The organism is Lysinibacillus sp. FSL P4-0201 (assembly GCF_038593425.1).
Taxonomy (GTDB): domain Bacteria; phylum Bacillota; class Bacilli; order Bacillales_A; family Planococcaceae; genus Lysinibacillus; species Lysinibacillus capsici.
Genome location: NZ_CP151995.1, coordinates 2,918,589 through 2,935,046, shown reverse-complemented (window position 1 = coordinate 2,935,046; position 16,458 = coordinate 2,918,589). Strand labels below are relative to the sequence as shown.

General features: G+C 39.3%; 14 protein-coding genes. 12 read left to right on the top strand and 2 right to left on the bottom strand.

From position 1 onward, the window contains the following. The first annotated feature begins 230 nt into the window (after window positions 1-230). Window positions 231-1,802, top strand: coding sequence for a FapA family protein (locus MKY76_RS14750; RefSeq protein ID WP_048392301.1), 1,572 nt, complete (start codon window positions 231-233; stop codon window positions 1,800-1,802). Then, entirely contained in the window at window positions 1,795-2,523 is a 729-nt protein-coding gene (locus MKY76_RS14745; protein WP_342556794.1) for a glycerophosphodiester phosphodiesterase, read from the top strand. The genes MKY76_RS14750 and MKY76_RS14745 overlap by 8 nt, the downstream gene beginning before the upstream one ends. A gap of 47 nt (window positions 2,524-2,570) precedes the next feature. Here MKY76_RS14745 and MKY76_RS14740 read toward each other — a convergent pair whose 3' ends face one another. Further along, window positions 2,571-2,807: a DUF2627 domain-containing protein gene (locus tag MKY76_RS14740; RefSeq protein WP_004231186.1), complete on the bottom strand. Its 237-nt coding sequence runs from the start codon at window positions 2,805-2,807 to the stop codon at window positions 2,571-2,573. A 387-nt stretch (window positions 2,808-3,194) separates the two neighbouring features. On the opposite strand from MKY76_RS14740, the gene MKY76_RS14735 reads away from it, so the two are divergent. The 10 genes from MKY76_RS14735 (at window position 3,195) to MKY76_RS14690 (ending at window position 16,331) form a co-directional block, all read left to right on the top strand. After that, window positions 3,195-4,289 carry a Glu/Leu/Phe/Val dehydrogenase gene (locus MKY76_RS14735; RefSeq protein ID WP_048392303.1) on the top strand — a complete coding sequence of 365 codons (1,095 nt, stop codon included), beginning with the start codon at window positions 3,195-3,197 and terminating at the stop codon, window positions 4,287-4,289. A 177-nt stretch (window positions 4,290-4,466) separates the two neighbouring features. After that, the gene (gene lpdA, locus MKY76_RS14730) at window positions 4,467-5,894 is read left to right on the top strand and encodes a dihydrolipoyl dehydrogenase (protein ID WP_054549169.1); all 1,428 of its coding nucleotides are present in this window, start codon (window positions 4,467-4,469) and stop codon (window positions 5,892-5,894) included. 86 nt (window positions 5,895-5,980) lie between these two features. Next, window positions 5,981-6,997 (top strand): thiamine pyrophosphate-dependent dehydrogenase E1 component subunit alpha, encoded by a 1,017-nt coding sequence (locus tag MKY76_RS14725; RefSeq protein WP_048392305.1) that lies wholly within the window; start codon window positions 5,981-5,983, stop codon window positions 6,995-6,997. After that, window positions 6,997-7,980: an alpha-ketoacid dehydrogenase subunit beta gene (locus MKY76_RS14720; RefSeq protein ID WP_016993882.1), complete on the top strand. Its 984-nt coding sequence runs from the start codon at window positions 6,997-6,999 to the stop codon at window positions 7,978-7,980. The genes MKY76_RS14725 and MKY76_RS14720 overlap by 1 nt, the downstream gene beginning before the upstream one ends. A gap of 170 nt (window positions 7,981-8,150) precedes the next feature. Next, window positions 8,151-9,494 (top strand): dihydrolipoamide acetyltransferase family protein, encoded by a 1,344-nt coding sequence (locus MKY76_RS14715; RefSeq protein WP_048392306.1) that lies wholly within the window; start codon window positions 8,151-8,153, stop codon window positions 9,492-9,494. 121 nt (window positions 9,495-9,615) lie between these two features. Then, window positions 9,616-11,319 (top strand): methylmalonyl-CoA mutase family protein, encoded by a 1,704-nt coding sequence (locus MKY76_RS14710; RefSeq protein WP_103118407.1) that lies wholly within the window; start codon window positions 9,616-9,618, stop codon window positions 11,317-11,319. Further along, window positions 11,316-13,469: a methylmalonyl-CoA mutase gene (scpA, locus tag MKY76_RS14705; protein WP_004231201.1), complete on the top strand. Its 2,154-nt coding sequence runs from the start codon at window positions 11,316-11,318 to the stop codon at window positions 13,467-13,469. Before MKY76_RS14710 ends, scpA begins: the two co-directional genes overlap by 4 nt. Beyond that, complete coding sequence (gene meaB / locus MKY76_RS14700) at window positions 13,469-14,566, top strand: methylmalonyl Co-A mutase-associated GTPase MeaB (RefSeq protein WP_103118406.1); 1,098 nt, start codon at window positions 13,469-13,471, stop codon at window positions 14,564-14,566. The genes scpA and meaB overlap by 1 nt, the downstream gene beginning before the upstream one ends. A 161-nt stretch (window positions 14,567-14,727) precedes the next feature. After that, a complete protein-coding gene (locus MKY76_RS14695; protein WP_004231203.1) occupies window positions 14,728-15,168 on the top strand; it encodes a BrxA/BrxB family bacilliredoxin in 441 nt (146 codons plus the stop codon). Window positions 15,169-15,320: 152 nt separating this feature from the next. Next, a complete protein-coding gene (locus MKY76_RS14690; RefSeq protein WP_081010952.1) occupies window positions 15,321-16,331 on the top strand; it encodes an aromatic acid exporter family protein in 1,011 nt (336 codons plus the stop codon). 22 nt (window positions 16,332-16,353) lie between these two features. Here MKY76_RS14690 and prli42 read toward each other — a convergent pair whose 3' ends face one another. Next, the gene (gene prli42, locus MKY76_RS14685) at window positions 16,354-16,449 is read right to left on the bottom strand and encodes a stressosome-associated protein Prli42 (RefSeq protein WP_009370219.1); all 96 of its coding nucleotides are present in this window, start codon (window positions 16,447-16,449) and stop codon (window positions 16,354-16,356) included. Window positions 16,450-16,458: the final 9 nt, after the last annotated feature.

The window sequence follows — 16,458 nt, the reverse complement described above, 5'->3', positions numbered from 1 at the left end:
CAAAATAGCCTGATGGAATTACTTTGAATTTATCGGTAATTTTAATAAAAAAACTCAAAAACAAACAATTTATTAGTACTAAATATCTATAATCTTTTAGGTTAAATAAAATATTGTCTTATATTTTAATGATTAAGTGGTACTATTTTCTTTCTCGGTAGTGACAATGGTCTCTAAACAAATGTAAGTGGATTGTATATACTTACATATAGAGGGAAGGAGGAGGTAGCTTGATTCTAGTTCGAAATGAAAACTTCGAAATTTCTGAGGAAAATGGCAAGGTATTTATGCTTACTTTTAGCGCAGGTTTCCCATTAAAAGAATTTGATAGCATCCTACGTAGTCATCCACGACTGAAATTATCTAATTTTTCAATTTTAAAAAATGTGTTATCAACCCAGAATACCAATCCTGTTGAAATTGGACGCTGGCTTCCGAACATTGAAGCAGAAGTGGCACGTGATAAGATGTCAGCCTCTGTTTTTATATATGAAACGCATGATTATATTCAAAATAATAAAGAAAAATTAACACAACAAATCCGAGAAACACTCAATGAAAATGGAATTATACATGGCATATTAGATTTTGATATATTGAAGGCTGAACCAGGAAAAGCATTCTTAATTGCTCAAGGTGAGCAACCTATAGCAGGAATAGATGCACAAATTACATACTTACCTAAACCCGAGAGAAAGCCAGTCATTCGTGAAGACGGTAAAGCGGATTACTATGATATGAATTTTATTTCGGAAATTTCAGAAGGCTCTTGGCTAGGTGAAAAGATTCCTGCTACATTAGGTAAACCAGGGAAAAATGTGCTAGGTCAAGAAGTTGCTGCTGTACCTGGACGAGATTATCCTATCAAATATGATACAAAATCTGCCTATGAAGTGGAAGAAGACGGAAAAATCGTCATTCGCTCGAAAATTGCTGGCGTTTTAGATGATGTCAAAGGCATGATTGGTGTAAACAGGCACCTTCCTATAAATGGTGATGTAGGAGTAGAAACAGGTAACCTTGAATTTAATGGTTCACTTAGTATTAAAGGTACAGTAACAAATGGCTATACAGTTATTGCGACTGGCGATATTTCCATTGAAGGGGCTGAGGGTGTAAGCGGTGCCAAGCTTATTAAATCCATTGAGGGTGATGTATATATTCGTGGGGGCATCTTTGGTCTTGGTTCAACAGTGGTAGAAGCAGGTGGCAATATATTTGTTAAACATGTAAATGAAGCAAATTTATTTGCAGCTAATAGTATTCATATTGGTTTTTACGCACTAGGTTCACAACTTTCTGCTCATTCAATATATGTGGATGAACGAAAAGGTAAAATTATTGGGGGACGTGCAGTAGCTAAAAATACGATTGTTACGGCCATTTCAGGAAACCGATTAGAGCGTCGAACAGATTTAATAATAGAAAGTATTAATAAGCAGGAAAATAACACCGTGATGCAGGAAAAAGCAGCACAGCTAAAACAATTGCAAACAGAGATTTCAGCACACGAGAATAGCATGAAAAATTTATTACCTTTTCTCAATCAAATGTCCAAAGAACAATCAGCGTCATTTGAGGTAACAAAACAAGCCTTAACTAAATTAAAGGCTGAAGCGATTACATTAGATCGTGAAATAAAACTATTAATGGATGAAATGCGTCATGTTGGGAAAGAAGAGATTATTGTGACAAAAGAGGCGCACCCTGGAACTTATATTCAAATTGGTAGAAAATCATCTTTATTAAGCAAAATGACGAATGGTAAATTCCTACTAGAATTTGGTGAGTTAAATGTCTAAGGCAGCTTTTATCCCTGTTTTTGCACATCGAGGTGCTTCTGCTTATGCATTAGAGAATACCTTTCAAGCTTTTGAAAAGGCATTAGAGCTAGGTGCTGATGGGATTGAACTAGATATTCAATTCTCAAAAGATGGATTACCTGTAGTGTATCATGATCCACAATTATCGAGGTTAGTAGGCACCAATAAATTGGTGAGCGATTGTACGATGGAGGAGCTTCTGCGCTTTAAACTTGGCAAGCCTTGGAGACGTCTATTTTCGTCCTATAAAATGCCAGCGTTTGAGGCAGTTTTAGCATGGGCAAATATACAGCAGATGCCGTTGAATATTGAATTAAAATCAACGATCTTGGACAATAAGAGTGGGCTAATTCATTTTCTTGGAGGCTTGGCTCTGCCAAAAGGTAGTCATTTTTCATCCTTTCACTATGAGCTTTTAGAGATCGTAAAAAAGCATAGACCTGAATTTGAAACGGCCCTTATTGCAACGAAAAAAATAAAATGGGAACTTCTAGCTGATTATAAAGCGGCTGATAGTGTGCATATGCATAAAAGGTATTACAAACCAAGATATTTGGAGGCCTGTGTTACAAGTGAAAAAGCATGTCGTTTTTATGCTATTGATGGCACGGAACCATTTTTAACTAATCCGCACCCTTCTGTTATTGGTTGGATTACGGATTATCCTGATAAAGTTATCACATCTCAGCAGCGGGTATAAAAAGAGCTATCCAGTAAGTCTTGCATGACTTATTTGGATAGCTTTTTTTATTTTTTTTGGAAGCGTGGTGCTACTTTTCCGTTTTTTCGATCGCGATGCAGTAAAAATCCAGCGAAAAACCCAAAGCCTATGACGAAGAAAATGACACCAACTACAAATTGCAACCATAAAAATGGGAATGGTGAAATAAGCTTACCAAATAATGTATCACGCATAAATTTAATGCCACCTGCAGCCATAAGACCTGGAATAAGCATTACAATAAATGCAGCTAAACGGGCCATGTATACCCCTCCTTATTCCTATGATTAATTTTACCTGTGGATGGGGGAATGTCAAGGAAGGGTATAAACCAATATAATATTTTTAGCTAAAAACGTGACAGGACAGAAAGTAGCGATTGTAACTGAATGTTTAGAAAATTCTTACTTAAATAAGAATATGTAATAATAGTTGCGAAATTGTGAATTTGTCAGTATTGTAAAAATAAGTGGAGCAATATTATCCATTACTAAACAATTTCTTCTTTAAGTATTAGGGTCTAAACACCTACTACCGAATAGGAGCTCAGAATTTGCTGAGTGAGGACGCTATGAAGATTAGATTGTTAGATAAAACTTGATTGGATGGGCATTTGGGGATGCACTTTCCAAAGCAAAGGGGCGAGTTTCATGGAAATCTTCAAGTATATGGAAAAGTATGATTACGAACAATTGGTATTTTGCCAAGATGAAGCATCAGGGTTAAAAGCGGTTATCGCTATCCATGATACAACACTTGGACCAGCACTAGGTGGAGCACGTATGTGGACGTATGCGTCGGAAGAAAATGCAATTGAAGATGCATTACGTTTAGCACGAGGAATGACTTACAAAAATGCTGCAGCTGGTTTAAACCTTGGCGGTGGAAAAACGGTCATTATTGGTGACCCATTTAAAGATAAAAACGAAGAGATGTTCCGTGCGTTAGGTCGTTTCATTCAAGGATTAAATGGCCGCTATATTACAGCTGAAGATGTAGGTACAACGGTATCAGATATGGATTTAATCCATGAAGAAACAAATTATGTAACAGGAATTTCTCCTGCATTCGGTTCTTCAGGTAACCCATCTCCAGTAACAGCTTATGGTGTTTACCGTGGTATGAAGGCAGCTGCAAAAGAAGCATTCGGTTCAGACTCACTAGAAGGATTAAAAGTTTCTGTACAGGGTCTAGGAAATGTAGCCTACAAGCTTTGCGAGTATTTACATAATGAAGGGGCAAAACTTGTTGTAACAGATATCAATCAGGCAGCTATTGATCGAGTTGTTAATGACTTCGACGCGATTGCAGTGGCACCAGATGAAATCTATGCGCAAGAAGTAGATATCTTCTCACCTTGTGCATTAGGGGCAATTTTAAATGATGAAACAATTCCGCAATTAAAAGCGAAAGTGATTGCTGGTTCTGCAAATAACCAATTAAAAGATTCACGTCATGGTGACTACCTACATGAATTAGGTATCGTCTATGCACCAGATTATGTAATCAATGCTGGTGGCGTTATTAACGTTGCGGATGAATTATATGGCTATAATCGTGAACGTGCAATGAAACGCGTTGATGGCATTTATGATAGTATTGAAAAAATCTTTGCTATTTCAAAACGAGATGGCATTCCAACATATGTGGCAGCGAACCGCTTAGCTGAGGAACGTATCGCTCGCGTAGCAAAATCGCGCAGCCAATTTTTAAAAAATGAAAAAAATATTTTACACGGTCGCTAATTTAGACAGTTGATACATGAAGAGAAGTCGCATTGTCGACTTCTTCTATTTTCAACAAGAAATTAGGGCTTTAATGAAGTAAAGCTAAAGTTTTTCTAAAGCACTGACTGTTAAAAAAATCACTTGGTTATTGTTTAATAGAATCCTTTAGCACTTTTCTCAATAGGGGGAATAAACATGGCTCAAAATTATGATGTTGTCATTTTAGGTGGAGGTACAGGTGGATATGTTGCAGCCATCCGAGCTGCTCAGCTAGGCTTAAAAACAGCCATTGTAGAGCGTGAGCGTTTAGGAGGTACATGCTTGCATAAAGGCTGTATTCCAAGTAAAGCGTTACTCCGAAGTGCCGAAGTATATCGTATGGCTAATAAAACAGCTAGCGAATATGGTGTCGATATTGAAGGTGTAACATTACAATTTGACAAAGTTCAAGCTAGGAAACAAGCAATCGTTGAGCAATTAAGCCAAGGTGTGAATACACTGATGAAAAAAGGCAAAATAGATGTTTATCATGGTACAGGGCGAATTTTGGGTCCATCTATTTTCTCACCTATGCCTGGTACAATATCTGTGGAAATGTCCAATGGCGATGAAAATGAAATGCTTGTGCCTACGAATGTTGTCATTGCAACGGGCTCAAAGCCTCGTGGTATGGCAGGGTTAACGATAGATGGGCAATATGTGCTGAATTCAGACCACGCATTACAGTTAGAAAGTTTACCAAAGTCACTACTAATCGTTGGTGGTGGTGTTATTGGAATTGAGTGGGCATCTATGCTATGCGATTTTGGTGTATATGTAACAGTAGTAGAATATGGTCCATCCATTTTACCAGCTGAAGATGCGGACATCGTTAAAGAAGTGACGAAACAACTTGAGAAACGAGGCGTTCGTATTGTTACGAATGCTCGCTTAGATACAAATACATTCAAAATTGAAAATGATAACGTTTTCATTTCTGCGCAAGTGAATGAAAAAGAAGAAGTTTTTGAGGCTGATAAACTATTACTTTGTGTAGGACGTGAGGCGAATACGCAAGGTATTGGTCTAGAAAATACAGAGATTGAAGTGGAAAATGGCTTTATTAAAGTGAATGGTTCCTATCAAACGAAAGAGTCTCATATGTATGCCATAGGAGATGTGATTGGTGGCTTACAATTAGCGCATGTTGCTTCTCATGAAGGGCTTTCAGCTATTGAGCATATAGCAACAGGGAAAACCGAGACATTGGATGCACTAAAAGTACCGAAATGTGTTTATTCCTATCCAGAAGTTGCTAGCATTGGATTAACAGAAAGTGCTGCTAAAGAACAAGGATTTTCATTAAAGATTGGTAAATTCCCGTTTAAGGCCATTGGTAAAGCATTAGTAAATGGAGAGACAGAAGGCTTTGTCAAAATTATTGCTGATGAAGAAACAGATGATATTTTGGGTATTCATATGGTAGGGCCTCATGTAACAGATTTAATTGGTGAAGCATCCTTAGCAAAAGTGTTAGATGCAACACCATGGGAAATTAGTCAGGCAATTCATCCACATCCATCCTTAAATGAGGTGTTAGTGGAATCTGCTCTAGCAGTGGATGATCGCGCTATCCATTTTTAATTTTCTGAATTTCATAACTAACATATCCAAATGTGGGGATATAGGATAAGATAGTTATTTCTCTATAATACGAAAGGGGTGTTCGTATGCAAGATGTTCAAATCAAACATGAAGATTTAGGTTTGTCAAATGAAGATGTACTTGCTATGTTCGAAACAATGTTAATGGCCAGAAGACTGGATGAGCGTATGTGGTTGTTAAACCGTTCTGGTAAAATTCCGTTTGTAATTTCCTGTCAAGGTCAAGAGGCGGCACAGGTTGGAGCAGCCTTTGCACTGGATAAAAGTAAGGATTATATTGCACCTTATTATCGTGATATGGGTGTTGTTTTACATTTTGGTATGACACCAAGAGAACTGATGCTATCTGCGTTTGCTAAAGCAGAAGATCCAAACTCTGGGGGTCGTCAAATGCCAGGCCACTTTGGTCAAAAGAAAAATCGTATTTTAACAGGTTCATCTCCTGTTACGACTCAAGTTCCACACGCAGTGGGCGTTGCACTTGCAGGACGTCTACAAAATGAAGATTTTGTTTCTTTCGTTACGCTTGGTGAAGGTTCATCCAACCAAGGAGACTTCCATGAAGGAGCGAACTTTGCAGGTGTGCATAAGCTACCAGTCATTATTATGGTAGAAAACAATCAATATGCGATTTCTGTGCCAGTAGAGCGTCAGCTAGGCTGTGCAAAAGTATCTGATCGTGGGATTGGCTATGGAATGCCAGGAGTGACAGTGGATGGGAAAAATCCGTTACAAGTGTATAAAGTGGTGAAAGAGGCTGCAGATCGTGCACGTAATGGGGAAGGTCCAAGCTTAATCGAAACAGTAACTTATCGTTTAACAGCCCATTCTTCAGATGATGATGACCGTCAATACCGTACGGCTGAAGATATTGCAGAAGGCAAAGCAAAGGATCCGATTGTATTATTTGAAAAGTATTTAATGGATACTGGCGTGATGACTGACGCGATACGTACTGAAATCGAAGAGCGTGTTATGGCAGAAGTAAATGAAGCAACTGATTATGCTGAAGCGGCTCCATATGCACAACCAGAGCATGCACTTAAATATGTTTATGCACCAGTGGACGGAGGTGACATGTAATGGCAGTAATGTCTTATATTGATGCGATTACATTAGCAATGAAAGAAGAGATGGAACGTGACGAACGAGTTTTCATTTTAGGAGAGGACGTTGGTCGTAAAGGTGGTGTATTCAAAGCCACTACTGGGCTATACGATCAATTTGGTGAATACCGCGTGCTTGATACACCGCTTGCAGAAAGTGCAATAGCTGGTGTGGGTATTGGTGCTGCGATGTACGGTATGCGTCCGATTGCTGAAATGCAATTTGCTGATTTTATTATGCCAGCTGTCAATCAAATCGTCTCAGAGGCAGCCAAAATTCGTTACCGTTCTAATAATGACTGGACTTGTCCAATGGTCATCCGCGCACCTTTTGGCGGAGGTATTCACGGGGCACTTTATCATTCACAATCTGTTGAAGCACTTTTTGCTGGTACACCTGGTTTGAAAATTGTCATTCCATCAACACCGTATGATGCAAAAGGCTTATTGAAAGCTGCTATTCGTGATGAAGATCCAGTATTATTTTTCGAACATAAACGTGCCTATCGTTTAATTAAAGGGGAAGTACCACTAGATGATTACACATTGCCAATTGGTAAAGCAGATGTAAAACGTGAAGGAGATGACGTGACAGTCATTACCTATGGTTTAGCAGTCCACTTTGCTTTACAAGCGGCAGAACGCCTAGCTGCGGATGGTATTTCCGCTCATATCCTTGACTTGCGTACAGTTTACCCTCTGGATAAAGAAGCGATTATTGAGGCTGCAAGTAAGACAGGTAAAGTATTGCTTGTCACAGAGGATAATAAAGAAGGTAGTATCATGAGTGAGGTTGCTGCAATTATTGCAGAACATTGTTTATTTGAGCTTGATGCACCAATTCAACGTCTAGCGGGACCTGATGTGCCAGCCATGCCATATGCACCAACGATGGAGAAATATTTTATGATTAATCCTGATAAAGTGGAACGTGCTATGCGAGAACTTGCTGCGTTCTAATAGATTATAACAAGGCTGAATGAAAAAATAAAAGCCTCAGACGGAACAACAGATTTTGACTTTGCACATATGAAAGTCAAAATCTGTCTAAATGCCTGTCTACGTTTAATGTTTTTAGCGCTGCATCAGGTACAATGACGCCTAGGCTTAATTGATGGGAGGAATAAAAGATGTCGGTTCAAAATATTACAATGCCACAGCTCGGCGAAAGTGTAACAGAAGGTACAATTGAAAAATGGCTTGTAAAGCCTGGAGATACAGTTAAAAAGTATGATCCATTAGCAGAGGTTGTTACAGATAAAGTAAATGCTGAAATCCCGTCATCATTTGAAGGGGTTATCACGGAGCTACTTGCGCAAGAAGGTCAGACATTACCAGTTGGAGCAGTCGTTTGCTCGATTGAAATAGCGGGAGAAGGTGAATTACCAGCACCGCCACCTGAAAAAAAATCAACGGTAAGTACGGCTATTTTAAATGCAGGTGTTCAAAAGAAACAGGAGGCACCACAGCAGGTAGCAGCTCCAGTATCTGCACCAAAAGAGGCACGTACGGGTAAAGTACGTTATTCACCAGCTGTTCTTCGACTTGCACAGGAGCATGATATAGCTTTAGACCTTGTAACAGGTACTGGCGAGGGTGGTCGTATTACACGAAAAGACCTGTTAAAGCTCATTGAAACAGGTAATATCCCAACGGCAAATGATGTAGCACAAGCAGCTCCAACCGTTCAAACGACATCAGCACCTACAGCAGCTTCTGCACCACAGCAACAAGTGGAAAAAGCAGCTGCACCTGTACAACCTATTCATCCAGGAGATATCGAAATTCCAGTGACGAAGATCCGTCGTGCCATTGCGAATAATATGGTGAAAAGTGTACATGAAGCGCCGCATGCTTGGATGATGATGGAAGTGGATGTAACAGATTTAGTGACTTATCGTGATAGCTTAAAGAATGAATTTAAGCAAAAAGAAGGCTTTAATCTTACATATTTCGCCTTCTTTGTAAAAGCGGTTGCTCAAGCTTTAAAGGAATTCCCAATGCTGAATTCGATGTGGGCGGAAGATAAAATCATTCAAAAACATGACATCAATATTTCGATTGCAGTAGCAACGGATGATGCCTTATTTGTACCTGTTATAAAACACGCAGATGAAAAATCCATTAAAGGAATTGCGAAAGAAATCAATGAACTGGCTATCAAAGTTCGTACAGGAAAATTAGCAATGGATGACATTACTGGTGGTACATTTACAGTGAATAATACAGGTGCATTTGGCTCTGTTCAATCAATGGGCATCATCAATTACCCACAAGCAGCGATCCTGCAAGTGGAAAGTATTGTAAAAAAACCTGTTGTTTTACCAGGTGGAATGTTTGCTGCACGTGATATTGTGAATTTATGTTTATCATTAGATCATCGTGTGCTTGATGGACTTGTCTGTGGTAAATTCCTAAATAGAGTAAAAGAAATACTCGAAAATACAAATAAATCTTCAACGTCAGTCTACTGATGACTTGTCGGAAACCTGCTGTATAAGGGTTTCCGATTTTTTTTATGCTTTTCGAGTCGCAATTTGTCATGTAGAATAACAAATAGAAACTACTAAGGGGGGAAGCTGATTAAGCGTCCGCATGTCAAACAACATGAAAAATATTGAATTTGAAATACCAGCCTATTCAGACTGGCAAGATGCAGCAATCAAAGCTTTAAAAGGGAAACCATTTGAGTCACTATTCACAAAAACAAATGAAGGTGTTACACTACAGCCGCTTTACACGCAAGAAAGTTTAGTAGCTAAGCTTGGAGAAGAGCTTGATTTACAAGTTGCCACAATCCGTTCCCTACAAAATGATCAAGTATTTCAGGTGGCACAACAAATTCACGCTGATTCAAGCGAAGCTTTTTTTGCACAGCTTGAGGATAGTCTAGCTCGAGGCAATGAAGTTATTACAATTGATAGCCGAGTGAGCTTTGCTTGGACAGAAGAAGTATTGGTCAAATTAGCATCATATTTCTCAGAATATTCGTTTAAAATTACTATTGAAAATTCAAAAGACCCATTATTAGCAGTATTCGACAACATTCCAGTAGATCAACAAGAAGCCATTAAAGGTTACATTATTTCAAAAGACCCTATCACTTTGACTGCATTTCCGAACGTGCGCTCAGTCAGTGCAGACACAACGGTTTATCATAATGAAGGTGCTAACGCTGTACAAGAATTAGCCTATGCACTTGCATTAGCAGCCAAATTTGCAGAACAAGAAGAAAGCTTTGAAGCGTTCTCGAAGAAATTCTTTGTATCATTTGCCATTGATACACAATTCTTTACGGAGATTGCAAAGCTACGTGCTTTTAAAGTACTTTGGAAAGCGTTCTCATCCGCTTATGGCGTAACAGATCATATCAAAATCCCTACTGTTGCTGAAACATCATTAAGAAGCTTTTCTAAATTAGATGTGTATGTAAATTTACTACGCTCTTCAAATGAAGCGCTTTCTGGTTTAATCGGTGGTGCTGATCTCTTTACGGTTCATCCACATGACGTGTTAACAAAACCTACGGATCAATCCATTCGTATCGCTCGTAATGTATCATTAATTTTAAGAGAAGAAACAAATGTCTTAAAAGTAAAAGATCCAGCAGGGGGCTCTTACTTTATCGAGTCGTTAACAGCAGATTTTGTGAAAGAAGCATGGGCACTATTTTTAGACATCCAGGCAGCTGGCGGTATCGATGAATATACAGCCTCTGGCAAGCTTGCAGAAGAAGTGGAAGCATCCTATCAAAAACGCATCAAAGCTGCCCAAACACGTAAGCAATCATTAATTGGAACGAATATTTATGCTAATCCAGCTGATATTCTTGAACAGGATACAAATCCATTATTTGCTGATATTAAGCGTATCGCTGCTCCATTTGAGGACTTACGTGCAGACATGACAGCAGCAGATGTAAAAACAGGTATTTTAGCATTAGGATCATTAAAAAGCTCTAAACCACGCGCAGATTTTGTAGCGGGCTTCTTAAACACAGTGGGTCTTGTACCAGAAAAAAGTGAGCCAGTGACAACTGTAGAAGAGGCAGTAGCTTGGCTGAAGGCGACAGAGGCTAAGTATGTAGTGATTGCAGGCAATGATGATGATACAAAAGCATTTGTATCGGCCATTTTAGCTGAAAAACCAGCAAATGTGCTTGTAGATGTAGCGGGCAAATTTAAAGACGAAGAAGAAGCATGGTTAGCAAATGGCTTAAACGGCTTTATTTTCGCAGGACAAAACATCATTGAAAAATTACAGTCCGTGTTTGCGAGCATGAAGGAGGTCCAACGATGAGCAAGCCAAATTTTAATGCAGTAGAAATAGAAAAGGTTTTGACAGCTGAAGCACCTCAAGCGTCTGAAGACAAGTTCATGACAAATGAGGGGATTGAAATTAAAGATATTTACACAAAAGAAGATATTAAAGAGGCTAAACATCTAAATGATGTGGCAGGGATTGCACCCAACACACGTGGACCATACCCTACTATGTATGTAGCACGTCCATGGACTGTTCGGCAATACGCTGGTTTCTCAACTGCTGAAGAATCCAATGCCTTTTACAAACGAAATTTGGCCATGGGACAAAAAGGTCTTTCTGTCGCGTTTGATTTAGCAACACACCGAGGCTATGACTCTGATCATCCACGTGTAACAGGGGACGTAGGAAAAGCTGGGGTTGCGATTGACTCAGTTGAGGATATGAAAATCCTTTTCGATCAAATCCCGTTAGACCAAATGTCAGTTTCAATGACAATGAATGGTGCCGTATTACCCGTCCTTGCATTCTATATTGTAGCAGCAGAAGAACAAGGGGTAACGCCAGATCAATTAGCAGGTACTATTCAAAATGATATTTTAAAAGAATACATGGTGCGTAATACATATATTTACCCACCAGCTATGTCAATGAAAATCATTGCAGATATTTTTGAATATACAGCGAAGTATATGCCAAAATTTAACTCTATTTCAATTTCTGGTTACCATATTCAAGAAGCAGGCGCAACAAATGACATTGAGCTTGCCTATACATTAGCAGATGGCTTGGAGTATGTACGAACAGGATTAAAAGCAGGCATTGATATTGATGCATTTGCACCTCGCTTATCGTTCTTCTGGGCAATTGGTATGAACTATTACATGGAAGTTGCTAAAATGCGTGCAGCACGTCGTATTTGGGCACAAATGATGTCTACGTTTAACCCGAAAAATCCAAAGACATTAGCATTACGTACGCACTCCCAAACATCTGGCTGGTCATTAACTGAGCAAGATCCATTTAACAATGTTGCACGTACTTTAATCGAAGCAAATGCCTCTTCGATGGGACATACGCAATCCCTTCATACAAATGCATTAGATGAAGCGATTGCACTTCCAACAGATTTCTCAGCACGTATCGCGCGTAATACACAGTTATTTTTACAAGAGGAAACAGCGATGACAAAAGTCATTGATCCTTGGGGTGGTTCGTACTACGTAGAGAAATTAACAGAAGAAATTACGAAATCTGCTTGGGCGTTAATCGAAGAAATTGAAGCGCTTGGTGGTATGGCTAAAGCGATTGAAACGGGACTTCCAAAAATGAAGGTTGAGGAAGCTGCAGCAAAACGTCAAGCGAAAATTGATTCTAAAACAGAAACGATTGTTGGCGTGAATAAGTATCGCTTAGCAAAAGAAGAGCCAATCGATATTTTAGATATCGATAATACCATTGTTCGTCAAAAACAAATTGAACGTTTAGAAGCGATGAAGGCAGCTCGTGATGAAGCGGAAGTTCAAAAACATTTAGCTCGCTTAACGAAGGCGGCTCAAGATGGAGAAGAAAACCTGCTAGCGGTAGCAGTGGATGCAGCGCGCGCTCGTGCTTCTTTAGGTGAAATATCTGATGCGATTGAAGCAGTTTCTGGTCGTCATAAAGCGGTCATTCGTTCGATCTCTGGTGTTTACTCTGCAAACTTCTCTGATGAGGAGCAAATTGCGGAAGTGAAACAAATGACAGAAGAATTCCTTGAAAATGAAGGTCGTCGTCCGCGTATTTTAGTTGCTAAAATGGGACAAGATGGACATGACCGTGGTGCAAAGGTTGTCGCAACTGGTTATGCAGATTTAGGCTTTGACGTAGATATTTCTCCATTATTTATGACGCCTGCTGAGGCTGCTCAAATGGCTGTTGAAAATGATGTTCATGTTATTGGTGTGTCTTCACTAGCAGCAGGACATAAAACATTAGTGCCTGAATTGATAGCTGAGCTTGAAAAACTAGGTCGTGAAGATATTATCATTATTGTGGGTGGTGTTATACCAGCACAAGATTATGATTTCCTTTATAATGCTGGTGCAGTAGCCATTTTCGGACCAGGTACAGTGATTCCTGTATCCGCACAAAAAATTATTGAAGAAATCTACAAACGTTTAGGCTATGAGGAAGTGTCTGAATAATGGACAAAAATAAAGGAATGGAAGAAAGTGCGCTATTTGTCATGGACGGAGTAGAGGCGACTCACGACGGGATGCAATATGGTACACCCAAAAAGTTCCGAAAGAAAAAGGCAGACACTCTAAATGTAGGAGAGCTTGCACAACAAGTACGTGCGGGCTCTCGCACACATTTATCAAAAGCCATTACCCTCATTGAAAGTTCAAACGCTACCCATAAAGTACAGGCACAAGAACTATTGCAGGAGCTTCTTCCACATACAGGCAATAGTATCCGAATTGGCATAACAGGTGTGCCTGGGGCAGGAAAAAGCTCATTCATAGAGGCTTTCGGTACTATGCTTTGTGATATGGGGAAACGAGTTGCTGTTCTTGCCATTGATCCAAGTTCTTCTCTATCGGGAGGAAGTATACTTGGCGATAAAACGCGTATGGAAGAGCTCGTTAAGAAGCCTAGTGCATTTGTGCGTCCATCGCCATCGGCAGGTACCCTAGGGGGTGTTCACAAAAAGACACGAGAAACCATGTTAGTTTGTGAGGCAGCAGGCTATGATGTGATTTTAATTGAAACAGTGGGTGTTGGACAAAGTGAAACCTATGTCCGTGGCATGGTTGACTTCTTCCTGCTTCTTGTTTTAACAGGAGCGGGGGATGAATTGCAGGGCATGAAAAAAGGCATTATGGAATTAGCAGATGCAATTGTCGTGCATAAGGCGGATGGTGATAATGTACGTCTAGCTAAAAAAACGGTTGCAGAGTACAAACAAATTTTGCACTTTTTACAGCCTGCTACACCTGGTTGGATGTCAACTGCCATGCCTGTTAGTTCACTAGAAAATCGAGGACTTGATAAGGTTTGGGAAACAATTGGGGAATTCAAGCAAATCGTAGAAGCAAATCACTATTGGGCTACCCGACGCCAGCAACAAACAAAAGAATGGTTCCAATCGATGATTACCGATCATTTAATAGATATCTTTTATGGAAACCCGCAACGTAAAGCACAAGTACAACAGCTTGAACGTCAAATTTTAAGTGGACAGTTGACAGTTACACAAGGTGTGGATCGTTTATTTAGCGAGGAGCAGGAAGACAAGTAAACGAGTCTTATTGAAATCGTAGTAATTTCAACTGAAATGTGTTGAGCAAGTAGGTGCACAAATTGCTTGCAAACTGCTATGATAAGAGATGGATAAGCGTCAAAAATCTACTATCTGAAATATAACTAAATTGGCGCGAACTTGAAAGGAGCTATCGCTATATGAATATGGATTACGATTTATTTATGCAGGAAATTTTAAAAACAGCACGTGCTGAAATTGAGGCAGCTGGTTATGAACAATTAACAACACCAGAAGCTGTAGAAGAGGCGTTTGCTCGTCCAGGTACAACATTAGTAATGGTGAACTCAGTGTGTGGTTGTGCGGGTGGTATCGCTCGTCCAGCAGCAGCACAATGCGTTCATTATGATAAACGTCCAGACCATTTAGTAACAGTGTTTGCAGGGCAAGATAAAGAGGCAACTGCAGCAGCGCGTTACCATTTTGGAGAAGATCATCTACCTTCATCACCATCATTCGTTCTATTAAAAGACGGACAAGTTGTCGCAGAAGTGGGACGCTATGAAATTGAAGGGCATGACCCAATGTCAGTTGTGACAAATTTACAAGCAAACTTTGAAGAATATTGTGACGAGCTTTAAGTCTATTCTTGCATAAGAAAAATCATTTTCAATCAAGTAGAAAAGCCTCATAGATCATGCTATCTATGTAGGCTTCCTACTGATCCTCATGTATAGGTAGTTTCATTATTATTAAAATTTTTGTAATATTGGCTAAATAATTAGCTGAATGAGTGAAGAGTACTAAAGGATGGGAGGCAGTCGGCCTGAAGAAGTTTTCAATCGGCTATCGAACTTTAAAAACAGCAATTGGTGCGGCCATCGCTATTGCCATTGCACAGTATTTTGATTTAGCCTCATATGCATCTGCTGGTATTCTAACCATATTATGTGTGCAGCCAACAAAAAAGAAATCCATTTATGCAGCCTATACACGATTGGTTGCAAGTATTGTAGCAATGCTTTTTGCCTTTGTAAGCTTTGAGTTATTTGCTTATCATCCACTTACACTAGCAGGCATGCTTATACTCTTTATTCCTACTATTGTATCTTTAAAGGTTGCGGATGGATTTATCTCCAGTGTCGTGATTATTATGCATATTTACGCTGCTGAAGGTTATTCATTAACACTTGTTTATAATGAATTAGCGTTGATGGCTATCGGTTATGGAACAGGGATTGCCATTAATATGTATATGCCAGACATTCAAAAGGAATTAAATTACTACAGAGTCAAAATAGAGGAGCTATATAGTAAGATTTTTTTAGAAATTGCCAGCTATTTACGGCAAGGAGATACGTTGTGGAACGGCCAAGAAATTATCGATGCAATCAAAGCACTAGAAGAGGCAAAATCATTAGCGTTTAAAGATGTTCAAAACCATTTTACAAGACGTAAAAATGATTACTATGTATATTTCGATATGCGAGAGCAGCAGCTAGAAATTATCGAAAGAGTGCTACCCAAAGTGACGACATTACCTGTTATAGTACAAGAGGCTGAAATTGTGGCAGATTTTTTACAAGACCTAGGTGAGCATGTTCATTCGGGGAATACGGCTAGTCAGTATCGCGAAAAACTCGAACATGTTAAGCGCGATTTTTCTCAGCTTCCTTTACCACAAAGCCACGAGCAATTTATCGCTCAGGCAGCCCTCTATCAGTTTATAGAGGAAATGGACAGGTATTTAGAAATAAAGCAGTCATTTAAAGGGTTAAAGGCTAAAAAAGAGCGCCCACAGTAGTGTGGACGCCTCGTGCTTTGCCTTAAATTATCATAGATAATCCGAATGCTAGAGATGAGATTAGCATAATTGCGATCATACTATAAATAACGACTTTTTGAAATTTTTTATTACTCATATGCTCGTT